At 63.1% G+C, this 21875-nt stretch carries 21 protein-coding genes; 11 read left to right on the top strand and 10 right to left on the bottom strand.

The genetic code is table 11. The features are described from left to right. Positions 1 to 62: 62 nt before the first annotated feature. Both ACFE70_RS15115 and ACFE70_RS15110 read right to left on the bottom strand, forming a co-directional pair. Positions 63 to 2150: a DEAD/DEAH box helicase gene (locus ACFE70_RS15115; RefSeq protein ID WP_375418603.1), complete on the bottom strand. Its 2088-nt coding sequence runs from the start codon at positions 2148 to 2150 to the stop codon at positions 63 to 65. Positions 2151 to 2671: 521 nt separating this feature from the next. Further along, positions 2672 to 2866, bottom strand: a complete 195-nt coding sequence (locus ACFE70_RS15110) for a cold-shock protein (protein WP_375418602.1) — start codon at positions 2864 to 2866, stop codon at positions 2672 to 2674. A 256-nt stretch (positions 2867 to 3122) separates the two neighbouring features. Between ACFE70_RS15110 and ACFE70_RS15105 the strand changes: the two genes are divergently transcribed. The 3 genes from ACFE70_RS15105 to ACFE70_RS15095 are packed head-to-tail and all read left to right on the top strand — an operon-like array spanning position 3123 to position 4126. Next, on the top strand, positions 3123 to 3530 hold the full coding sequence (locus ACFE70_RS15105; protein WP_375418601.1) for an acyl-CoA thioesterase: 408 nt from the start codon (positions 3123 to 3125) through the stop codon (positions 3528 to 3530). Between the two features lie 24 nt (positions 3531 to 3554). Continuing rightward, positions 3555 to 3803, top strand: a complete 249-nt coding sequence (locus ACFE70_RS15100; RefSeq protein WP_375418600.1) for a DUF433 domain-containing protein — start codon at positions 3555 to 3557, stop codon at positions 3801 to 3803. After that, positions 3800 to 4126, top strand: coding sequence for a DUF5615 family PIN-like protein (locus tag ACFE70_RS15095; RefSeq protein ID WP_375418599.1), 327 nt, complete (start codon positions 3800 to 3802; stop codon positions 4124 to 4126). The genes ACFE70_RS15100 and ACFE70_RS15095 overlap by 4 nt, the downstream gene beginning before the upstream one ends. Before the next feature lie 115 nt (positions 4127 to 4241). Here ACFE70_RS15095 and ACFE70_RS15090 read toward each other — a convergent pair whose 3' ends face one another. Further along, positions 4242 to 4688, bottom strand: coding sequence for a hypothetical protein (locus tag ACFE70_RS15090; protein ID WP_375418598.1), 447 nt, complete (start codon positions 4686 to 4688; stop codon positions 4242 to 4244). Positions 4689 to 4732: 44 nt separating this feature from the next. On the opposite strand from ACFE70_RS15090, the gene ACFE70_RS15085 reads away from it, so the two are divergent. Both ACFE70_RS15085 and ACFE70_RS15080 read left to right on the top strand, forming a co-directional pair. Then, on the top strand, positions 4733 to 8185 hold the full coding sequence (locus ACFE70_RS15085) for a UvrD-helicase domain-containing protein (RefSeq protein WP_375418597.1): 3453 nt from the start codon (positions 4733 to 4735) through the stop codon (positions 8183 to 8185). A gap of 80 nt (positions 8186 to 8265) precedes the next feature. After that, positions 8266 to 8994 carry a hypothetical protein gene (locus ACFE70_RS15080; protein WP_375418596.1) on the top strand — a complete coding sequence of 243 codons (729 nt, stop codon included), beginning with the start codon at positions 8266 to 8268 and terminating at the stop codon, positions 8992 to 8994. A 22-nt stretch (positions 8995 to 9016) separates the two neighbouring features. On the opposite strand, the gene ACFE70_RS15075 is transcribed toward ACFE70_RS15080, so the two are convergent. The 4 genes from ACFE70_RS15075 to ACFE70_RS15060 form a co-directional block, all read right to left on the bottom strand. Continuing rightward, positions 9017 to 9667: a class I SAM-dependent methyltransferase gene (locus ACFE70_RS15075; protein WP_375418595.1), complete on the bottom strand. Its 651-nt coding sequence runs from the start codon at positions 9665 to 9667 to the stop codon at positions 9017 to 9019. Between the two features lie 74 nt (positions 9668 to 9741). Continuing rightward, on the bottom strand, positions 9742 to 10104 hold the full coding sequence (locus tag ACFE70_RS15070) for a type II toxin-antitoxin system VapC family toxin (RefSeq protein ID WP_375418594.1): 363 nt from the start codon (positions 10102 to 10104) through the stop codon (positions 9742 to 9744). A gap of 26 nt (positions 10105 to 10130) precedes the next feature. Beyond that, on the bottom strand, positions 10131 to 10355 hold the full coding sequence (locus ACFE70_RS15065) for a hypothetical protein (RefSeq protein WP_375418593.1): 225 nt from the start codon (positions 10353 to 10355) through the stop codon (positions 10131 to 10133). A gap of 74 nt (positions 10356 to 10429) precedes the next feature. Further along, positions 10430 to 11248 (bottom strand): DUF4097 domain-containing protein, encoded by an 819-nt coding sequence (locus tag ACFE70_RS15060; protein ID WP_375418592.1) that lies wholly within the window; start codon positions 11246 to 11248, stop codon positions 10430 to 10432. 192 nt (positions 11249 to 11440) lie between these two features. Here ACFE70_RS15060 and ACFE70_RS15055 point away from each other — a divergent pair, with 192 nt between their 5' ends. After that, the gene (locus ACFE70_RS15055; RefSeq protein WP_375418591.1) at positions 11441 to 12391 is read left to right on the top strand and encodes an MBL fold metallo-hydrolase; all 951 of its coding nucleotides are present in this window, start codon (positions 11441 to 11443) and stop codon (positions 12389 to 12391) included. Positions 12392 to 12511: 120 nt separating this feature from the next. On the opposite strand, the gene ACFE70_RS15050 is transcribed toward ACFE70_RS15055, so the two are convergent. Continuing rightward, positions 12512 to 14215, bottom strand: coding sequence for an ArnT family glycosyltransferase (locus ACFE70_RS15050; RefSeq protein WP_375418590.1), 1704 nt, complete (start codon positions 14213 to 14215; stop codon positions 12512 to 12514). Positions 14216 to 14444: 229 nt separating this feature from the next. Between ACFE70_RS15050 and ACFE70_RS15045 the strand changes: the two genes are divergently transcribed. Beyond that, positions 14445 to 16163, top strand: a complete 1719-nt coding sequence (locus ACFE70_RS15045; RefSeq protein WP_375418589.1) for an ArnT family glycosyltransferase — start codon at positions 14445 to 14447, stop codon at positions 16161 to 16163. A gap of 183 nt (positions 16164 to 16346) precedes the next feature. Here ACFE70_RS15045 and ACFE70_RS15040 read toward each other — a convergent pair whose 3' ends face one another. Then, positions 16347 to 16985, bottom strand: a complete 639-nt coding sequence (locus ACFE70_RS15040; protein WP_375418588.1) for a lipid-A-disaccharide synthase N-terminal domain-containing protein — start codon at positions 16983 to 16985, stop codon at positions 16347 to 16349. Beyond that, on the bottom strand, positions 16985 to 17761 hold the full coding sequence (locus tag ACFE70_RS15035; RefSeq protein WP_375418587.1) for a glycosyltransferase: 777 nt from the start codon (positions 17759 to 17761) through the stop codon (positions 16985 to 16987). Before ACFE70_RS15035 ends, ACFE70_RS15040 begins: the two co-directional genes overlap by 1 nt. A gap of 207 nt (positions 17762 to 17968) precedes the next feature. On the opposite strand from ACFE70_RS15035, the gene ACFE70_RS15030 reads away from it, so the two are divergent. The 4 genes from ACFE70_RS15030 (at position 17969) to ACFE70_RS15015 (ending at position 21846) form a co-directional block, all read left to right on the top strand. Continuing rightward, complete coding sequence (locus ACFE70_RS15030; RefSeq protein ID WP_375418586.1) at positions 17969 to 18934, top strand: GDP-mannose 4,6-dehydratase; 966 nt, start codon at positions 17969 to 17971, stop codon at positions 18932 to 18934. A gap of 215 nt (positions 18935 to 19149) precedes the next feature. Further along, positions 19150 to 19887: a YebC/PmpR family DNA-binding transcriptional regulator gene (locus tag ACFE70_RS15025; protein WP_375418585.1), complete on the top strand. Its 738-nt coding sequence runs from the start codon at positions 19150 to 19152 to the stop codon at positions 19885 to 19887. Positions 19888 to 19908: 21 nt separating this feature from the next. Next, positions 19909 to 20364, top strand: coding sequence for a DUF1569 domain-containing protein (locus ACFE70_RS15020; protein ID WP_375418584.1), 456 nt, complete (start codon positions 19909 to 19911; stop codon positions 20362 to 20364). Between the two features lie 114 nt (positions 20365 to 20478). Continuing rightward, the gene (locus tag ACFE70_RS15015; RefSeq protein ID WP_375418583.1) at positions 20479 to 21846 is read left to right on the top strand and encodes a M28 family peptidase; all 1368 of its coding nucleotides are present in this window, start codon (positions 20479 to 20481) and stop codon (positions 21844 to 21846) included. Positions 21847 to 21875: the final 29 nt, after the last annotated feature.

Genomic DNA, 21875 nt, shown 5'->3' with positions numbered 1-21875 from the left:
AATTGCAATCGGCTACGAAATCCGACTAATCCGTTAAATCTGCTTAATCCGTGATTCAGACACTATTCGTCGAAATCATCCTTGCGCGGGGCACGGGGCGGGGCACTATCCTCGCGGCGGCTGGCACCACCAGAGCCGGTGCCGTTGACGTCGCGCTTGCCTTTGTAACCCCCGCCGTAGGAGCTGCCGCCGTCGCGCTGACCGCCGTAGGAGCTACCGCCGCTGTTGCTATTGCCACCGCGGTAACCGCCACCGCTTTCGCCGTCGCGCTTACCCTTGTAGCCGCCACCATAGGACGAGCCGCCCTCACGGTTGCCGTAGGAGCTGCCGCCGCGACTGAAACCGCCGCCGTAGGAGCTACCGCCGCTCTCGCCGTCGCGCTTGCCTTTGTAGCCCCCGCCGAAGGATGAGCCGCCGTCACGCTGACCGCCGCCGTAGCTGCTACCCCCCTCGCGGTTGCCAAAGAGCCGGGCCGGACGGTTTTCGTTGGCGCCGCCGAAGCCGCCGGGACCGCCGCGCGTGGTGCCTTCCTGCCGGGCTTCGCCTTCCTGCACGGGGGTAGCCACATTGAACGAGACCGGCCGGCCCTGAATGCTGGTGCGGCCAAGGGCGCCCACAATGTCCTGGGCAAACTCCGAAGGCACTTCCACGAAGCTAAACTTATCGTAGAGCGCGATGTCGCCGACCTTGCCGCCGCGCAGGTCCACACTCTCGCCAATCAGGTCCACGATGTCGCGGGGGTGAATGCGGTCCTTCTTGCCCATCGTGACGAAGAGGCGCGTGAAGCCGGGGCGGGCGGCGCCAGCCGTGCGACCGGCGTCGAGGCTTTGCTCGGCGCGCTTGTCTTCCTTCATGCTCATTTTCAGGAGCGCGGCGGCGATGTCGAGCGAGGTAATTTCCTCGCTTTGGTCGAGCAAACGTTGCACGCGGCCCACGTACTTGTCGAGGTTTCCTTTCTCAATAACCTCTTTTATCTGATTGAGGAACAGCGTGGTTTTCACCTCCGACACATCGGCAAACGAGGGCACCTGCTCCAGTTTAATCTGCGCCTTGGTGAAGCGCATGATGTCGCGCAGCTTGTAGATGTCGCGCCCGCTCACGAACGTGAACGCGCGGCCCGACTTGCCGGCCCGGCCGGTGCGGCCGATGCGGTGCACGTAGTATTCCTCGTCGGCGGGCAGGTCGTAGTTGAACACGGCCTCCACGTTGTCCACGTCGATGCCGCGGGCGGCTACGTCCGTAGCCACGAGGATTTCCAGCGTGTTTTTGCGAAATTTATCGAGCGTGTTCTGGCGCTGCTGCTGGCTCATGTCGCCGTGCAGGCCCTCGGCGAAATAGCCTTTGGCTTGCAAATCGGCCACAATCTCATCGACCATGCGCTTGGTGTTGGCGAATACAATCGTTGATTTCAGATTGTACATGTCCAGGATGCGCGTAAGCACGTCCTTTTTCTGCGGGCCGCGCACCTCGTAGTAGCTCTGCTCGATGTTGGTCACCGTCATCGCCTGGTGGTTGACCTTCACTACCTGCGGGTCACGCTGGTATTTCTTGGTCAATTCCATAATCGGCTTGCTCATCGTGGCCGAGAAAAACACCGTCTGGTGGTCTTCGGGCATTTTGGTGAGCACAAACTCAATGTCCTCGCGGAAGCCCATGTCGAGCATTTCGTCGGCCTCATCGAGGATGATTTTCGACACCTTATCCAGCTTGAGCGTGCCGCGCTCGATGTGGTCCATGACCCGGCCGGGCGTGCCAATCACGATTTGCACGCCGCGCTCCAGGGCCCGGAACTGCCGGTCGTAGGACGAGCCGCCGTAAATCGGCACCACGGCCAGACCGGACTTATACTTGCCGAGCTTCTGGATTTCGCCCGATACCTGCACGGCGAGTTCGCGCGTGGGGCAGAGCACGAGCACCTGCACATCGCGAGAATTCGTGTCGACGCCCTCAATAGCGGGGATGGCGAAGGCCGCCGTTTTGCCGGTGCCCGTCTGGGCCTGGCCGATTACATCGCGCCCAGCCATCAGGACCGGGATAGCGCCCGCCTGAATCGGCGAGGCTTCTTCGTAGCCCATTTCGGTGATGGCGCGCTGCACTTCCGCCGAGAGGTTGAGGCTCTCGAAGGTGATTTTTTCTTTTTCGGTTTCCATTAAATCGGAAATGTGGTTTTGGGATTAGAGACTACGCTCTGAAAACAGCCGGCTCAGTGCCATTTCTTCCCCCTCCACTCACACGACGATAAGGCGGAAACAACGACCAGAAATACAACGAGGCCAACAACTTGGGCGGGCAGCAGCGGCTGCCGGCGACGTAGGCCATTCTCAAATGCGGGTGCAAAGATACGGCTAATACGGCGCAAAAGCTAATAGTCTACAATCATATCATCTGTCATGCTGAGCTTGCGAAGCATCTTATCACGCATGAACGATGTAGAGACGCAACACTTTGCATCCCCTCGCAAATGGTTGGACGCAGTAATCAATTCCCTACCCCCTCCCCTGGCCCAAACGGCGCAGACGTCTAGACACGAACCCTGCAATTATGATATCGTACTTGGTCTGCGGCGAGAAGATGCTTCCTTCGTCAGCATGACGAACAATTTAGTACTATAGAAAAACAAAAAGGCCCGCTTCCAATGGAAGCGGGCCTTTTCAAATCTAAAAATCAAAGCTTAAACAAGCGAGACTTTCACAGCGTTCGGGCCTTTTTTGCCTTGCGCTACTTCAAACTGCACTTTGTCGTTCTCGCGCAGCTGGTTGACCATCAGGTCGGAGACGTGGACGAAGATATCTTCGCCGGTATCGTCGTTTTTGATGAAACCAAAGCCTTTGGTTTCATTGAAGAATTTTACCGTTCCGGTAGGCATAATGGGGGTGGTTTTGAAGGTGTCGTCAAGTAGATGCCGAAACGGAGAGCACAACGAGATGACACGCACCTACCTACTGCCAACCGCAAGAACACTGTTTCTTGAGTTGGGTCAAAGATAGACAGAAGTTTTGGGATGCGTTGAGTTCCAGGATGGATGCCCGAATGTTGTGGGGTCGTGCAACGTTATTTACCGCAGAGGACGCAGAAGAGACGCTGAGGGAGCGCAGAGCGCGGGCAGCGCTACCTTGCGCTATATGGCCGAGGCTTTCCGATTTTCGCATCTGCTCACCGTCGCCGAAGGCGATATGGATGAGCTGGGCCACGCCAACAACGTGCAATACCTGCGCTGGGTGCAGGACGTGGCCGGCGCCCACTGGCGCGCCATCGTGCCGGCCGAGGCGCTGGGCCGCTACGTCTGGGTCGTGCGCGAGCACCGCATCCGCTACCTGCAAGCCGCCCTGGCCGGCGACGTGCTGCGCGCCACCACCTGGGTCGGCGAAATGCGCGGCGCTCAGTGCCAGCGCTTCACCCGCCTGGAGCGCGAAGCCGACGGCGTGCTGCTGAGCGAAGCCGAAACGCAGTGGGTGCTGCTCGACCCGCAGAGCCGCCGGCCGGTACGGGTGGGCGAGGAGGTGGTGGCGTGGCTGCAAAACAAACCGTAGCAAACTGATTTTTCGATAATTTTAATGGCGATTAAAACAAAGAATATGGCATTTGATAGAATTACGGCCAGCCACGAAATTATGCTGGGCAAACCAGTTATCCGTGGCACCCGGCTCACCGTGGAGCTGCTCTTGCGCAAGCTGGCACAAGGCGCCACGGCCGCCGACTTGCTGCGCATGTACCCGCAGTTGGAAGCCGCCGACGTGCAAGCCGCGCTAGAATACGCGGCGGCCATGCTGGCGGAGGAAGAAATAATTGGGCTGGTCGCGTGATTCTGGCGGACGAGAATATTGACCACGGCATTATCAAAGCGGTGCGGGCCACTGGCTTCGCGGTCGAATCAATCTACGAAGCGCACCGCGGGCTGCCGGATGAGGCAATTATTGAGCTATCTCGTAATCCGCCGCGCTTTATTTTAACTGAAGACAAGGATTTTGGCGAATGGGTATTCGCGCACGGCATTCGCGACATCAGCGTAATCTTCCTGCGCTATAATTTCAAAGACACCGCTGCGCTGACGGAAACGCTGTTGCAGCTACTGCGAGCCCGGCTGGCTGATATGGCTGGCGCGTTTACTAACGGTGGGCGTGCATAAAATACGGCTTCGGAAACTATGATGCGAACTCGGGATGCAGTAGGTGCTGCTCGACCCGCAGAGCCGCCGTGCGGGTCGGCGAGGAAGTAGCGAGATGGTTGCAAAGAGCATTGTCTCAAGGTAGTTGCGACAGTTGAGTAGCTGAAAGCAAAGCAAATATTTTTCTTAACGCAGATTCTTCAAAACCATCTCGCGTTTCAATAGAGCAAATATTTTTATTAGCCGCTCTTATCTCTAGCACGTAATAAGGTTTGCCTCTTAGGCCTCCTTCTTTATTGAGCACTGCACTTAAATCTGTCGTCTTAAATTTTTCTGTTTTAATGCGTCTTAAATTTTGAAAATAGATTTCCACATCATCTTCCTTTAGTACAATCATGTACACTCGTTTACTATCCATAAATTTATTTATTAACCACAAGGCCAACAGGACAAACATAATAATACTAAAAATGGCATGACCAAACGCAGCTGTAACTAAAGATGCTACGGTTACTATTGCAGCGTATTGTATTGCAGCGCTCTTGATGTCATCCTTGCTTCGAATTACAATATTTGTTGCCATTATTTAGAATAATATTTATTACAACTAATTACTTGTCAATTACGATGCCCGCCACGTTCCGCATCTATTCCTCTTCCGCCGGGTCCGGCAAGACGTACCAATTAACGAAGGAATACCTGAAGCTGGCGCTGGGCGCCGACGACCCGGCGTATTTCAAGTCCATTCTGGCCATCACGTTTACTAATGATGCGGCGGGGGAAATGAAGGAGCGCATCATCGGGGCGCTACGGCGGTTCGCGCGGGTGCCGGCCGCGGGCGAGGCGCCCGACGCGCTGCTGGCGGAAGTGGCGCAGGAGCTGACCGAGGCCGGGCAGTTGTCGCCTTCATCGCGCACTGAGGAGCAGCGCGTGGGCGAGGTGCGGCGGCGGGCGGCGGCTACGTTTCGGCTAGTCTTGTATCACTACGCCGACTTCGCGGTGAGCACGATTGACTCGTTCGTGCAGCGCATCGTGACGGCCTTTACGCGAGAATTGGGCTTGCCGGCCTCGTTTGAGGTGGAGCTGGACACTGACAGCGTGCTGCAAGGCGCCGTGGCCGCGCTGCTCGACAAGGTGAACCGCGACCCCAACAGCGCGCTGCTCTCGCAGATGCTGGCCGACTACGCCCTCGGACAGGCCGAGGAAGGCCGCAGCTGGAGTCAACTGCCCGAAGAACTACTCAGCTTCGGTCGGGCCTTGTTTAATGAGACCGTGCAGGATTCGGTGGCGCAGCTAGGTAAGCTCAGCCTGGCCGATTTCCGGCGGCTGGACCGGGCCTTGCGCGCCGCCCGCGCCGAGATTGAAACGGTGTTTGCGCAGGCCGGCGAGGCGGGCGCGGCCTTGCTGGCCGAAGGGGGGGTAGGCGAAGCGGATTTGTACCAGGGTAAAAGCGGCATCTGGGGCTACGTGCGCAAGGGCCCGGCGCTGCTGGATGTGGACGCCGGGCCGAATTCCTACGTGCGCGCCACGCTGGAAAACGACAAGTGGTACAGCGGCAAAATAAAATCCGAAGCTGATAAAGCGCGCGTGGACGCCGTGAAGCCGGCGCTGACCGAATTAGCGGCAACGCTGGCCACGCTGCGCGAGAAATATCTACCAAATTATGTGCTGATGACGGCCATGCAGCCGTATTTATTTCACGCTTCACTATTAAGCGAATTAAATAAGCTGGTGGAGCAAATTAGCCGGGAGCGGAACGTCGTATTGATTTCGGAATTTAATCGGCGTATTGCGTCCATTGTATTAACGGAGCCGGTGCCGTTTATCTACGAGCGAATGGGTGATAGGTATAATCATTTATTAATTGACGAATTTCAGGATACGTCGGTATTGCAGTGGAATAACTTATTACCACTCGTGGAAAATACACTGGCGAACAATAATTTATCCCTGGCCGTGGGCGACGCCAAGCAATCCATTTACCGCTGGCGTGGCGGCGAGATGGAGCAGATTCTGCGGCTTTATCAGAATAACACCGAGGCGCTAGCCAGCCGCGGGCGCGACCCGGAAGTACGGGAATTACTGCGCGGACGCTACGACACGCTGAAAGGCAAGATTGAGCCGCGGGCGTTGAACACTAACTTCCGCTCGGCGCGGGAAATAATTGAGTTCAATAATAACTTCTTCACTCAAATAAGCCAGCGCCACGCGGAACTGGAATTGGTAGAAGGAATTTTTGACAAAAACTTTGTGCAGGAAGCGCCAGACTTCGGCGAAAACAAGGGGGGTAGGGCTGGGCACGTGCAAATCATCCTCACGCAGGCCGACGCGCCGGCGCGCCCCTTCTCCCCTACGCTCGGCGACTACCAGTCCGGGCCGCTGCCCGGCTACCTGCCCGATGCGCTGCTGGACTACAACGAAAGCACCTGCTACCTGGCCTTGCAACTGGTGGAGCAGGCACTGGTGGACGGCTACGGCCTGGCCGACGTGGCGGTGCTCTGCCGCACGCGCTGGCAGAGCAAGCTGGTGGCTAAGTTTCTGAAGGAGCGCGGGTTCCCAATTATTTCGGCGGATTCGCTGGCGCTGGAATTCGCGGAGGTGGTGAACCTGCTGGTAGCCGTTTTGCGCGTGTTGCATCAGCCGGCGCACACGCTGGCGCGGGCCGAGGCGCTGCTTTTACTGGATAAAGTGGTGCGGCGCGAGGCCCCTACCCCCGCGCGGGTGCGCCAGCTGGCTGCCCTGGCCAACGACGCGCACAGCGCGCCGTTTTATGAGGAATTCAAACAGCAGGGCTACGACCTGCGCCCGGAGGAAACCGGCAACCTGGGCCTGTATGAGCTGGCCGAGCAGCTGATGCAAACCTTCGGGCTGCTGGGGCGCAACGGCGAGGCCGACTACCTGTTCCGGTTTCTGGATTTGACCCTGGAATACAGCTTGCGCTTCGGCAATAACCTGGGCAACTTCCTGGCTTACTGGGACCAGCGCAAGGGCAACATCAGCATCAACGCGCCGGGCGGGCGCGATGCCATTACCATCACGACCGTGCACAAGGCCAAGGGCCTGGCGTATGGCGTGGTCATCGTGCCCTTTGCCGACTGGACCCTGGAGCCGCGCGGCGGCACCTTGCTCTGGGGTCATCTGGAAGAGGCCGACAAGCCCTTGCCCGGCCTGCCCGACGTGGCCGTGGCCAGCCTGAGCAGCGCCCTGCAAAGCACCGCGCTGGGTTCGCAATACGACGAGGAGCGCGAAAAAACCTTTCTCGAAGGCCTCAATACGCTCTACGTGGCCCTGACCCGGCCCCGGCACCGGCTCTACATTATCAGCAAAAAAGCCGATGGCCGCCGCAAAGCCGACAAGCCTGGCGCCGACGCCGCGCCCGCCGGCCCGGCCCGCACCGTGGCCGAGTTACTGCACGGCTACTTGCAGGCGGCCGGAATCTGGGACGACGAGGCCATTTCCTACGTCATTGCGCAAGGCAGCCCGGCTGAGAAAAAAGCTAACGGCCAACAGCTAAAAGCCAACAGCTACGACTTAACCAACCTGACTTCCGCACCCTGGGAAGACCGCCTTTCGCTCAGGCGCCATGCCAACACGGTGTTTGACTTCGACCAGCAAGAAAAGCTGGGCGAGCTGAACCGCAAGCTGCACTACGGCCTGCGCCGCCTGCACCAAGCCACCGACGTGGGCCGCGTCGGCGGGCAACTGGTGAGTGAGGGCATTATCAGCAATAAGGAGCGCGCCGAGCTGGAAGCGAAGCTCTCGGAAGTCGTGCAGCACCCGCAGCTGGCGCATTTTTTCAGCGCCGGCGTGGGCGTCGAGACCGAGCGCGAAATCCTGGTGGGCGGCGTGCGGCTGCGCGACTACAAGCCCGACCGGGTGGTGTTTGAGGCCGAGGTTGCGGCCCAAGGGGGGGGTAGGGCCGGCACCCGCGTCACGCTGCTCGATTTCAAGGTGCCGCCGCCGCAGGAAGCGCACCGGCGCCAGCTGCGGCAGTACGGCGAGCTGTTCCGGCAACTGGGCTACGCCGAAGTGCGGGGCTTGATTTATTACTTTGGCACGGGCGAAGTGGTGGAGGCATAAAAATGCCAGGCCTGAATAATGCAGTATCTTGGCCGGCCTATCAGACTGACTCTCACACTGCTTATCACAAGTTGACCAACATGAAAATCTTGCCGTTCCTGGCCGCGGGCTTGGTGTTTGGGGGTAGCATCAGCGGGGCGCGGGCCCAGGCGCCGGCCGCCGGGCAGAGCGGGGCCGACATGCAAGTCAATATTCAGTCGCTGGTGGAGGGCCGCCCGGCCTCGCTGCCCACGGGCAGCGCCGAGTTGAAAGGCTCGCCCTACGCCATCGACCGCTGGCTGCCGGGCCACTTGGTGCTGGCCAGCAAGGTGCGGCTGGCCCCGGTGCCGCTCAAATACGACGTGCTGGGCCAGCGCCTGCTGATGCGGCATGATTTCAAGGCCCGCGACTCGCTGCAGCTCAACGACCGGCAGGTGGTGCGCTTCACCCTCGAGGAGCCCGCCACCGCCCTGACGCCGGCCCGCACCCGCACATTTGAGCGCTTCAGCGACGCGCCCGAGCCCCGCCACCGCGCCGCCTACGCCGAGGTGCTGCACCAGGGCCGCTACACCCTGCTGAAACACTACCTCAAAACGCTGCGCAAAGCCAACACCCAGAGTGCCTACGGCGACCGCAGCTACGATGAAATCGAGAACCAGACGACGTATTACCTGCGCCGGCCCGACGCCAGCGTAGTGCCCGTAAAGCTTAGTCTGAAAGGCTTCTCGGAGGCCGCCCCCGACCTGGCGGCAACCTTCAGGCAAGCCGGGCCCGCTCCCAAAACCGAAGCCGGCTGGGCCGCCGCCCTGACCGCCGCCGACCCACGTTAAGGAAGCTGTTAGCCGAGAGCTGTTAGCTGCTAGCTTCCTTTTCCACCCGGCCCACCACGGCAAACAGCGGGTCGGAGCGGCGCGGGTTGGGGCTGCGGTCGAGCAGCTCGATGCCGTGCCAGCCGCCAGCCGCCAGCAGAAATTGCCGCACCAAAGCCAGGTGGCCGCGGTCGTCGAGGGCGTGCCAGGCGGCAATGGCTTTGCTGGGAAAGCAGCGGTTGGAGAAGGTGATGACCAGCGGCGCTTCGGGCCGCAGCACGCGGGCCAGCTCGCGCAGCACGGCCACGGGCTGGGTGAGGTAGTCGATGGAGACGCAGATGGCGGCGCCGTCGAACTCGTTGTCGGCGAAAGGCAGGGTCGGGTTTTGGTTGAGGTCCTGCACCACGAAGCGGGCCAGGCGCGGGTTGGCCTTCAATTCGGCCTCGTTCATGCCCAGGCCCACCACGCGGCGGTAAGGTACCTCGGGCGGCAGATGGCTAATCCAGCTGCTCATCAAATCCAGCAGCTCACCGTCCTTGGGAAAAAACTCGCGGTAGAGCTGCGTGACGGCCGCGATGGCGCCTTCATCAATGTGGGCCACGAAGCGCGGCGACTGGTAAAACGCGGCGTCGGGCGTTTCGTCCTGCCGGCGGAAGGCATTGGCCGGGAAGGAGGGGGTAGGGTTTTGGTCCATGAGCAGGTTTTAGCTGCTATAAGCGAAAACCGGCTTTTTGGTTGGCCTCCGACTTTTTCAGGAGCAACAAAGTGCTAGGCAGCCGGCAGCTGCGCCGCCTCGTGCGGATTGACAACCAGCAGCCCGGCCAGTGCCCGGAAGTCGGCCGTGTTGCGCGTGACCAGCGTGAGGCCGTGCGCCAGGGCCGTAGCGGCAATGATAGCGTCGGGCAGCTTGATGCGGTGCTGCTGGCGCAGGCGGATAGTTTGCTGGATGACGGGCTCGTCCAGGAGCAGCACCTCTACGCTGTCCACGAAAGCCTGCATAAAAGCGTATTCAGCGGCCGGCGCAGTCTTGCTCAGCAGCTCAATACGGGCAATAACCGCTATAGCGACCCGCTGGGCGTTAAGCTGCGCGTCGAGCCACGCGGCGCTGACGGGTGCCAATCGTCCCAGCACCAAATCAATAACGGCGTTGGAATCCGCTAAATATCCCGCTCCCATTCGTTTCTAATTTCCGTCAGATACTGATTCCAGCTTTCTACTGAGGCGGGCGAAATGGCCGCCAAAGCGCCGGCCCACTGGCGCGGAACGGGCGTCGGTGCCGGTTGATCGGGGGGCGAGACGACCCGCAGAACGTGCAGCGCCTCCAGTTGCCGCAGCAGCTCGTAGGCTTGCTCGCTCAGGGGCTCGATGAGGATAGGTGTCATGGGGTAAAAGCTTGATTTGGCTCTCTAAGATACGATGGCCCGCAAATTCCCTACCTCCCTTCGCTTAGCCCAGCCTACCGGATGCTGATGCCGCCATTCGTGGTCACGGCCCGGAGCTGAGCGCCGCCCTGGCCCAGCGTGGTGCTGATTTCATGGTGCAGCAGGCCCGACTTAGCGATGGCGATGGGCAAGCTCGTGGAGATGCTGCCCACGTTGGTGCTGGTGAACAGCCGGGCCGAATAATCGCTCGGCAACTGCCAGCTAATGCCGCCGTTGGTCGTTTCCACGTCGAGGCCGGCGCCCTCCCACCGCTGGCCGCTGAGCGCGATGCTCAGGCCACCATTGACGGTGTGGCCCGCCACCTTGCCGCCGAGGCGGCTCAAACTCACGCCGCCGTTCACGGCGTTGAAGCGCACGTCGCCCTGCGTGCCCTCCACGCTGATGCCGCCGTTCATAGTGCGCAGCACGAGGGCCATATGCTCGGGCACGAAGATTTCGTAGCTCACGCTGAACTGCTCGTCCGGGCCCGGCGCCTGGGCTTGCAGGGTGTGGCCGCTGGTGCCGATGGCCACGCTTTTGACCCGCGCCTGGGCTTCGGCCTGGGTGCCGGCCCAGCCCTGCACCCGCACCCGGACGCGCACGTCAGCGCCCGCCCAGTTGCGCACGGCGATGCCGCCGTTGGCGCCGCCCCGCACGGTCAGGGGCTGGCCGGCGGGCGCGGGCAGGGTCAGGTCGCGGGTTTCGCAGTAGCGCTGGTCGCCCCCGCTGTTCTGCACCCGGCGGCCGTCCTCGCAGGTGCTGGTGAAGGTCGGCTCGGCCGGCGTCTGGGCGGCGGCCGAAAGGCTGGAGCCGGCAAGCATGAGCACCGGCAAGATGGCTTTGAAGGAGAACATGGGGGTAGGGAATAAGAGATGGAAGAAGCGAAAAAAAACGGCCGCAGCTAGCGGTTCAGGACAAGGGTACCGGGCGTGGGCCGATTCGTTACAAGCCAGGTTTTACTTTTTTAGCGACCCGCGGCGGGGATTCCCGTATCTCTGTTTCTTATACCTCTGTTTCTTAGCTGGCATTCCCTACCCCCCTCTGTTATGACAACCCCCGTTGCTCCCGGCGTCAGCCAGCTGCGCATTCAGCGCTTTGTGAACGTGTATTTCGTCGAAACTGACCGGCCCGGCGCCTGGGTGCTGGTCGATACGGGCCTGCCGGGCAGCGAGAAAAGCATCATCGCGGCGGCCGACCAGCTTTTTTACAAGGGCACCCACCCCGAAGCCATTCTGCTCACCCACGGCCACCTCGACCATCTGGGCGCGGCCAAAGCCTTGGCCGCCCACTGGAAAGTGCCTATCGTGGCGCACCCACTGGAGCTGCCCTATCTCACTGGCCGGGCGCAGTACCCGCCGCGCGACCCCACCGTGGGCGGCTCGCTGGCCTTTATGAGCCGGTTTTTTCCGAGCCAACTGCCCAACCTGGAAGATGCGGTGCAGGCGCTGAACACCGACGACCCCACGCCACCCTACCTGCCGGGCTGGCGCTGGCTGCACGTGCCGGGCCACGCCCCCGGTCAGCTGGCGTTTTTTCGGGACGAAGACCGCACGCTGCTCGGCGGCGATGCTTTCGCCACCTGCGACCACGATTCTATCCCGAGTGTGCTGCTGGGCACACCTAAAATCAGCCGCGCCGGCACGCCCTTCAACTACGATTGGACCGCCGCCCGGCAGTCGGTGCAGCAACTGGCCGACCTCGTGCCGGCCGCCATCGGCTGCGGCCACGGCCCGGTCATTACCGGGCCGGAGGCGGCAGCCGGCCTGCGCCAACTAGCGGCTGACTACCCCGTGCCGGCTCACGGCCGCTACGTGACCGCGCCCGCCCGCACCGATGCCAGCGGCGTCGAGTTCCTGCCCCCCGCCCCACCCGACCCGCTGCCCCGGCAGGCGGCGCTGCTGGGCGTGGGGCTGCTGGCGGCCGGCGCGGCCTGGCTGCTCACGGGCGGGCGGCGGGCCGGCCGGCAGCGGCGGCCTTCGGGTGGGCGAAGGGGGTAGGGAATTACGCACTCCGCGCCGCAAGGCGGTCCGGTCCGACGCCGGAAGCATCCGACCGGCTGTCGTCAGGATGAAAGAACGAGTCGTCTGAGTGGCGCTCACGACAGCCGGTCGGACGGCCTAGGGTCGTCGGACCGGACCGCCAGCCGGCGCATTCGGTGCGTAATAAATGCGCCACGGCCCTAGCTGCTCTTCCTGCGGCAAGCCGGCGCGCAGCCCTTGGCGCGCTGAGGGCAACTCGCCCTTCACGACCAGCACCGGCGCGGCTGACAAAGCTGCCGCGGGCCGGGGCGGGGCGGTAGAATCCTGCAAGTTTATCAGCCGGCGCTGCCAGGCCTGGTCGTGCTCGAACTGCGTTTCGCGGCGCAGGCTGCGGTTGCCATCATAGAGCGAAACGGGCAGGCGGCCCAGGCTGAAAGCCAGCGAGGGCAGCAGTTCATTATACACCAGCACGGGCCGACCGGCCAGGTCGGGGCGGGCCAGGCGGGCGGCGAGCGGGCGGGTGCCGTTGAAGCGCAACTCGTTCTCACTCAACACAGTCTTGGCCGACATCAACAAGAACACGGTGAAGATGACCGGCAGCACTAGCAGGCGCGGCGCCACGCGCACGGGCTGCCAGAGCATGTGCTGAAGCGCCAGCGCGCCGGCCCCCACCGCCGCCCACACCGCCACGAGTGGGCTGGCTTCGAGCGGCAGCTCCCAGGCCGCCACCACGGCCGGCAGCGCGCTCAGCACGGCCAGAATCAGCCCGAAAAACAAGAGAAACCCGCCGTACCAATGGTACAGCTCGGCGTCGGTGCAGCGGCCCAGGTAGTAGACCGTGAGCAGGGCCACGCCGGGGAAAATGGGCAGAATGTAGAGCAGCAGCTTGGAGCCCGAGAGCGAAAAAAATCCCAGCGGCACGAGGATGCCGAACAAGAGCACGTTGCGCCAGATGGGCGGCAGCGAAGTCCAGGGTGTGCGCAGGGCCCGCGCCAGCAGCGCCGCCGACCACGGCAAACTCGTGGCCGGGGCCAGTACCAGGTAAAACCACCAAGGCTTGCTGCGGGCAAACGTGTCGGGATTGGCGAAGCGCTCGACGGTGTGCTCGAAGAGGAAGTAGCGCACGAAGGCCGGATTTTCGGCCACCAGATACCCGTACCAGCTCAGCCCTACCCCCCCAAACAAGAGGAAACCCAGCGCGTGGTGCACCGTGAAGGGCCGGCGCGGCGGCTGGCGCCGAAAGTAAAACCCAGCTACAGCCATCAGCGGCAGAATGAAGCCGACGGGGCCTTTGGTGAGAAAAGCCAGCCCCAGCATGAGCCAGAACAGGTAGAGCCAGCCGGGCTTGTGGCTTTGATAAAACCGCAGCAGGCCGAAGGTGGCGGCCAGCTCCCAGGTGGCCAGGTAGGCATCGGTGGTCACGTTGAGGGCCGAAATCAGGACCACCGGCAGCGTGGCATAGACCACGGCGGCGGCCAGCGCCCGCACCCGGTCGCCCGCGAAGAGCAGCGCGCCCAGGCCATACACCAGCGCCACCTGCGTCAGCACGGCCAGCAGCGGCAGTAGCCGCACGCCGGCCGCCGTGGCCGTTCCGCCGGTCAGGGCCAGGCCGGCGGCCGTAAGCCAGTAGGTGAGCGGCGGCTTGTGGAAGTGCTGGATGCCGAGCAGCCGCGGGTGCAGCCAGTCGTGGCCGGCCAGCATCTCGCGCCCGATTTCGGCGTAGCGGGCCTCGCTGCTTTCGAGCACGCCCCAGGCGTTGAGGTGGGCGCCCAGGGCCAGGGCTATGGCCGCTAACAGCAGCCAGAGCCAGCGGTGGGCGTTTTCGGTGGTGAGGGAGAGCAAGGATTGGCAGGATGTGAGGGCGTCATTTCACGCAGTGTTCCGCAGGGTTAAAACGCAGTGTTTCGCAGTGGGCAGGCGTCGAACACTGCGAAACACTGCGTTTTAACCCTGCGGAACACTGCGTGAAAGCTTATCCCCAATTGAGAGCGCAAGATTACCGAAACTCCGGCGTCAGTGGCCAGCTACCAGGTAGATTTGCCTACGTTTCAACCAAATCCAACTCGATTTCATGCTACCTGACGAAGGCGCCCCCCGCTGGACGCGGCCCCTGTGGGTGCTGCTGGTGTGTTTTTTCAGCTGCTTCGTGCACCTGGGCGCCCCCGAAGTAAATCTGATGGAAGCCCGCAACTTCACGGCCGCCCGCGAGATGGCCGCCGGCGGCTCCTGGCTGATTCCGACCATGAACGGCGCGCTGCGCGTGGCCAAGCCGCCGCTGCCCACCTGGGCCGTGGCCAGCCTGCAAAAGCTCACCGGCCTGACGCAAGACCCCGGCCTGCTGCGCCTGCCCGCCGCCGTGCTCAGCACCCTGCTCGTGTTGTTCTTCTGGGGCCTGGCCCGTGAGCTGACCCGCGGGCTGCCCGGCGAAGCCGAGGCGCCCGGCCGCACCGCCTGGCTGGCCGCGCTGGTGCTGGCCACGACGCTGCTCGTCATCACGGTGGGCCGCGAGGGGCACTGGGACATCTTCGCCAGCAGCCTGCTGGTGGGCAGCTTGTGGGCGCTGGCCCGCGCCTGGCGAGTGGCCGCAGAGAGGGCGGGCAAGGACTGGGGCTGGTTCGGGCTGAGCGGGCTGCTGCTGGGCGCCTCGATGCTGAGCAAGGGCCCGGTGGCGCCGTATGCCATTCTGCTGCCGTTTCTGCTGAGCTTCGGGCTGCGGCGGCTGAACCCAGCGCGGGGGCCGCTGCGCGGGCGGCGCGCCGGGCTGCTCCTGGCGCTGGCTATCGGGCTGGCGGTGGGAACGGCCTGGCCGCTGTATCTGGCCGTGCAGCACACCGTGGCGCCCGCGGCGCTGGCCGTGGCCCGCACGGAGGTCACGTCGTGGAGCGAGCGGCACGTGCAGCCGTTCTGGGACTACTGGAATTTTCCGGTTTTTGCCGGCATCTGGACGCCGGTGGCCTTGCTGGCGCTGGCCGTGCCCTTTGCCCGGCGCCGGGCCGGGCGCTACATTCCCTACCCCCCCGCCCTGGCCTGGCTGCTCATCGGGTTCCTGCTGCTGAGTTTGGTGCCGGAGAAGAAGGAGCGCTACCTGCTGCCGCTCATGCCGCCGCTGGCCTTGCTGATTGCCGGCCTGCTGCGGCACCTGGAAACGGTCCTGCGGGGCGGCGCCCGCCCCCGGCCCGAAGCCACGCTCGTGCGCATCTGGGCCGGGCTGCTGGCCCTTATCTGCTGCCTGTTTCCGGTGGTTCTGGTTTTAGCCAAGCTGCCGGCTTATGGGCCGGGCTCAGTGCCGTTTGCACTGGCGGTCGGGCTGTTTTTGTTGCTGGCGGCAGCCATTTTGTGGTTCGGGTTCCGGCAGTATCAGGTGCGGGCGCTGATGGCCGGCTCCCTCACGGCTATGTCCTTGCTGCTGGCCCTGTTGGCGCCCGCCTACCCCCTCTGGACCAACCGCCGCGCCGACCCCGGCCTGCGCCACATTCAGGAGCTAAGCACCAACCCCGTGCTCGCGCCCCTGCCCTGGTACACGCTCGGCGAGCTGCACATCAAGCGGGTTTGGGATGCGGGCCGCCCTACCCCCCCCTGGCCGCGCAATGCCGACTCCACCCTGGTGCACCTGCCGGGGCGCTTTGCCGTGCTCTCGGGCGAAGATGTGCCCGCCGCCCTGCCCGCCGCCTGGCGCGAGCAGGTGCGCCTGCAAGTCGTGGACAGCTTCTACTCCGACCGCCAGCGCAAGGACGGCCGCTGGCGGGTGCTGCTGGTCGAGCCGGCGGGGCGGGGAGACGGTGTTAATTGAACGTCATGCAGAGCGCAACGCAGTGGAGCGAAGCATCTCGCTCGGGAGAGTAACTCAATCGTTATTGACCGCTGATTACTTCCCCACGCGAGATGCTTCGCTCCACTGCGTTGCGCTCTGCATGACCACCTTTTTGCGCGCCACCCTTCTACTTCCCTGCCCCCTCCTTTCCTACCCCCTCCCTCACTCCCCGCTGCGGCGCAAGAGCACGATGTTGCGCGCATACACCACCACGCCGAACACGTTGCCCAGCACCAACACGGCATCCATCGGCTGGCGCAGCAGCGCGTAAGCCAGAATCAGCACCGAGCCAACCAGGCTCACGACCCAGAAACCTAGCGGCAAAATCGACTCGCCCTTGCGCTCAGAATAGAGCCACTGATAAACGAAGCGCAGCAAAAAGATGGTCTGCCCCACGGCACCGAGCACGAGCACGCCGCGCGGAATGCGCCCGTCGAGCATGGTGCGCAAACTGAAAAACGGCGTCCCGATAACGAACCAGACCAGCGCGGCGAGCGGAAAAACGTAGGCGCCAAGGCGAAACACCGGCGGCAGCTTGCGCCACTCGCCCAGCAGCTGCAAATTTCGGATGTAGATGGCGTAGCTGATGAGCTGCGCGCCCAGGATGATGGGGTCGTGGCGCAGCATCCCGTAGAGAATCATCAGAAACGATGAAACGAGGCTGATTTGCCAGAACAGCGTGGGCACCAGCACGCGCCGGGCCCGCTCGCTCTGCACCCATTGCAGCACGATGCGGCTCGAAAACAAGCCCTGCGAAAGCAGCCCAATGGCCAGGGCCACGGTTTCGGTTTTCAGCATCATCAGCCCTCCTGGACGCTAGCGCCGGCGGCGCGCTGCTGCTCGCCGATGGCGTAGTTTTTCCAGCGGCTGCGAATCCAGCGGAAGCCGAACGTGTCTACCAGCGGCTTCCAGACGCGGTTCCAGAGGTTGTACTTGGCCGTGCCGGCGAAGCGCGGGAAGTGGCGCACCGGCAGCTGCCTGACCCTACCCCCCTGCAACTGCACCAAGGCCCCCAGAAAGCGGTGCAGCCCGTGGAAGAGCGGCAGGCGCCGGGCGTAGTCGATTTTGATGATTTTCAGCGGGCAGCCCGTGTCCTCGATGCCGTCGTTAATCAGGGCGCGGCGCACGGTATTGGCCACTTTCGAGGACAGCTTCTTGACCACCGTATCCTGGCGCTTGGCCCGGATGCCGTTGACCATGTCGTACTCCGGGAAAAACTCGAAGAACTTGAGAAAGTCGAGCGGCGTGGTCTGGATATCGGAGTCAATGTAGCCAATTAACGTGCTGCGGCAGTGGTCGATGCCGGCTTTGATGGCCGTGCTCAGGCCCCGGTTTTCGCTTAGCGAGATGAACTCGTAGGGCGTGCCGGGGCGGCAGATGCCGCGCAGCAGGGGTAGGGACTGGTCGGTGCTGCCGTCGTTGACGAAAAGCACGGTGGTGGCGACCGGCGTCTGGGCCAGGAATTTATCCATCTCAACCACGAACTGGCCGAGGCTTTCTTCTTCGTTATACACCGGCACGAGCACGGTCAGGGATTGGGTGGCCAGGTAGGCGGCAGCGGGGGCAGGTTCGGGCACGGCGAAACGGGAGCGGTGAGCGGGAAAGGCAGGCGCGGGCAGAATTGAAAGTCCCGGCTTCATTGGGCTGCGAAAGTACGCATTTACCCCGCGGGCCCCGGCGCGGGGGCGGGGCCCGCAGCGCCGGCCGGCCCCCGCGCCGGCCACGCATCTTTCGCCACCTTTGCGGCCCGGCCGGCGGCCGACTTCTTCATTTTGCTTGGGTTTATGCCAACAGTTTTGGTTACCGGGTGCGCGGGCTTTATCGGCTCCCACCTCTGCGAGCGGCTTTTGCGGGACGGCTACCGCGTCCTGGGCCTGGATAATTTCGACGCTTTCTACCCCCGCGCCGCTAAACAGGCCAACCTGGCCGGCTTTATCAACCACCCGCAGTTCACGTTTCACGAAGCTGACTTAGGCCAGGGCCCCGCCGCGCTGGCCGCTCTAATTATCGAGCCCGTGGACGTCGTGGCGCACCTGGCGGCCAAAGCGGGGGTAGGGCCCTCGGTGCGCGAGCCCGCCGCCTACCTCGAAAACAACGTGCTCGGCACGACGCACCTGCTGGAATGGATGCGCCAGCACGAGGTGCGCCGGCTGTTATTTGCCTCGTCGTCATCGGTTTATGGCAACACGCCCGAACGGCCCTTCCGCGAAGACGCGCCGCTGCTGCAAGCCTGCATCTCGCCCTACGCCGCGTCCAAGCTGGCCGGTGAGCAGCTTACCTACGCCTACCATCACCTGTATCAACTGAGCGTGCTGAACGCCCGGTTTTTCACCGTCTATGGCCCGCGCCAGCGCCCGGATTTAGCGATTCACAAGTTCGTGCGCCTTTTGCACGCCGGCCAGCCCATCCCGGTTTTCGGCGACGGCAGCACCGCCCGCGACTACACCTTCGTGCTCGATACCGTCGACGGCGTGGCCCGCGGCATCGCCTATCTGCTGGCCCAGCCGGCGCCCCTCTACGAAACCCTGAACCTGGGCAACCACCGCCCCGTGCCGCTTTTAGAGCTGATTCAGGCCGTCGGCGAGGCCGTGGGCGTAGCGCCGCAGCTGGAATTCCAGCCCATGCAGGCCGGCGACGTGGACGTGACTTACGCCGACATCAGCAAGGCCCAGCGCCTGCTCGGCTACGCCCCGCAAACCTCGCTGGCCGAAGGGCTGCGGCAGTTCGTAAGCTGGCTGGATAAGCAGTAGGAGTAGCGTGGACTTTGCGAGTCCGCGCGTGAGGCCGTTAGGCGCAGTTCGGGCTGTTCAACGCGCGGACTCGCAGAGTCCACGCTACTCTCTACATCGCGCTTAGTTTGCCATCCCCCTACCCCCTTGGCTAACTTGCAGGCCGTTTGGGCGCCTGCCCCCCCGGCTGGGCCTGCACTCATAATTTATAACTCAAAACTCATAATTATCTCCCAATGGGACGCGCATTTGAATTCAGGAAAGGCCGCAAGATGAAGCGCTGGGACCGGATGTCGAAGGACTTCACCCGCATCGGCAAGGAAATCGTGATGGCCGTCAAGGAAGGCGGGCCCAACCCCGACACCAACTCGCGCCTGCGCACGGCCATCCAGAACGGCAAGGGCGTCAACATGCCCAAAGACCGGGTGGACGCCGCCATCAAGCGGGCTTCCTCGCGCGAAGAGAAAGACTACCAAGAAGTTATCTACGAAGGCTACGGCCCCCACGGCGTGGCCATCGTCATCGAAACGGCCACTGACAACCCCACCCGCACCGTGGCCAACGTGCGCCTCTACTTCAGCCGCAACAGCGGCGCGCTGGGCACGGCGGGCTCCTCGGACTATACGTTCACCCGCAAGGGCGTCTTCAAGCTGGCCGCCGAAGGCCTGGACCGCGACGAGCTGGAACTAGAACTCATCGACGCTGGCGCCGAGGACGTGTACGAAGCTCAGGAAGAGGATGAGCACGGCGCCACGCATAATTACATGGTCGTCGAAACCGCCTTCACCGACTTCGGGCAGATGCAGAAGGCGCTGGAAGCCAGGAGCCTGAACGTAGTCAGCGCCACCTTGCAGCGCGTGCCCAACACCACGGTTTCACTCAGTGATGAGCAGGCCGAGGAAGTGGACAAGCTTATTGAGCGCTTCGAGGAGGATGATGACGTGCAGGCGGTTTATCACACGATGGGGGGGTAGGGATTTACTTTGTTTCCGTACATGAGCATTAGCTTTCTGAATGCCGGCGCTCACGCCCGCCTAACCGCTCGTATCGAGCAGCTTGCGCCGGACACGCCCCGCCGCTGGGGCACCATGAGCGCCCAGCAAATGCTGGTGCACTGCGCCGACCAACTGCGGGTGAGCCGGGGTGAGAAGCCCGTGACGTCGGTGCGCCTGCCGGGCTTTCTCAAGCCCCTCGTGAAGTGGCTGGTCGTGACGCGCTTAAAGGAGTTTAAGCCCGGAATGCGCACGTTGAAGGAGCTGGATGCCAAGGCAGGCATGACCCCGCTCACCACCTTTGCAGACGACCGAAAAGCGCTACTGGCCCTGATAGAGCCCGCTCAGTACAGCCCGGCCGGCGTCAAGCATCCAGTATTCGGGCACCTTTCAGCCCAGGAGTTGGGCGAGGTCACCTGGAAGCACCTGGATTATCACCTGCGCCAGTTTGGAGCTTGAAATAATATTGTCCTGGTCGAAAAATCAATCATAAATTAAGGCGCCAAAACGCCGCAGGTCCGCCCGACTTGCGGCGTTTTCGTTTACTTGCCGCTCCTATTCTTTCTTGCCTTAATGAAACGCGCTTTCCTACCCCTGCTCCTGCTGCCCATCCTCGCCGAAGCTCAGGCGCCGGCCCCTACCCCCGCCCCGGCCGCCAAAGCCGACCCGGCCATTCAGAAGCTGGTGGCCCAGCTCTCGGCCAAAAACCTGGAAGCCGACGTGCGCGGCCTCGTCGGCTTCGGCACGCGCCACACGCTCAGCACCACCACCGACGCCAAGCGCGGCATCGGCGCGGCCCGCAATTGGGTGCGCGGCGAGTTTGAGAAGTACAGCCAGGCCGGCGGGGGCCGTCTGAAAGTGGAGATGGACACCTTCACCATCAAGCCCGACGGCCGCCGCATCAGCCAGAAGGTGCTCATGGCCAACGTGCTGGCTACCTTGCCCGGCACTGACCCCACCGATACGCGCGTGTTCATCGTCAGCGGCCACATCGACTCCAGGGTGAGTGACGTGATGAATGCCACGGCCGACGCGCCCGGCGCCAACGACGACGCCTCCGGCACGGCCGTGGTGATGGAGCTGGCGCGGGTGCTGGCGGGTCAGAAGTTTCCCTGCACCATCAAGCTCGTGGCCGTGCAGGGCGAAGAGCAGGGCCTCTACGGCTCGGCCCACTTGGCCGGGCGTGCCAAAAAAGAAGGCTGGAACCTGGTGGCGATGCTCAACAACGACATCGTGGGCAACAGCACCGGCAGCGACCCCGTGCTGAAAGACGCCACGCACCTGCGCGTGTTCAGCGAGGGCGTGCCGGCCACCGAGACGCCCGAGCAGGCCCGCCAGCGCCGCCAGCTGAGCAGCGAGAACGACTCGCCCAGCCGCCAGCTCGCCCGCTACGCCCAGCAGGCCACCCAGCTTTATCTGCCGCAGCATCAGGTCGTGATGCAGTACCGCCCCGACCGGTTTCTGCGCGGCGGCGACCACACGCCGTTTAATCAGCAGGGCTACGCGGCGGTGCGCTTCACGGAGATGAACGAGGATTTTCGCCACCAGCACCAGGACTTGCGCACCGAAAACGGCACCGTGTACGGCGACCGGCCCGAGTTTGTGGACTATGAATACCTGCGCCGCAGCACCGCCGTCAACCTGGCGACGCTCGCCAGCCTGGCGCTGGCCCCGGCCGCCCCGCGCACCGTCGAGGTGCTCACTGCCGACCTCACCAACCGCACCCAATTGCGCTGGCAGACCCCGCAGGGCGGCCCCGCCCCGGCCGGCTACGTGGTGCTGGTGCGCGAGACCAGCGCCCCGCAGTGGCAGCGGCGCTTCCGCTTCGCGGGCCTCACAGCCGACTTACCGCTGAGCAAGGACAACTTCATCTTCGGCGTGGCCAGCGTCGATGCCCAGGGGCACGAGAGCGTGGCGGTGCTGCCGGTGGTGGGCAAGTAATCCCTTGCAGTGCCTGCTTTAACAGCTGC

It is taken from the genome of uncultured Hymenobacter sp. (assembly GCF_964243305.1).
Classification (GTDB): domain Bacteria; phylum Bacteroidota; class Bacteroidia; order Cytophagales; family Hymenobacteraceae; genus Hymenobacter.
Note: the sequence above shows the minus strand (reverse complement) of the source record. Positions and strands in the feature narration are given on the sequence as shown.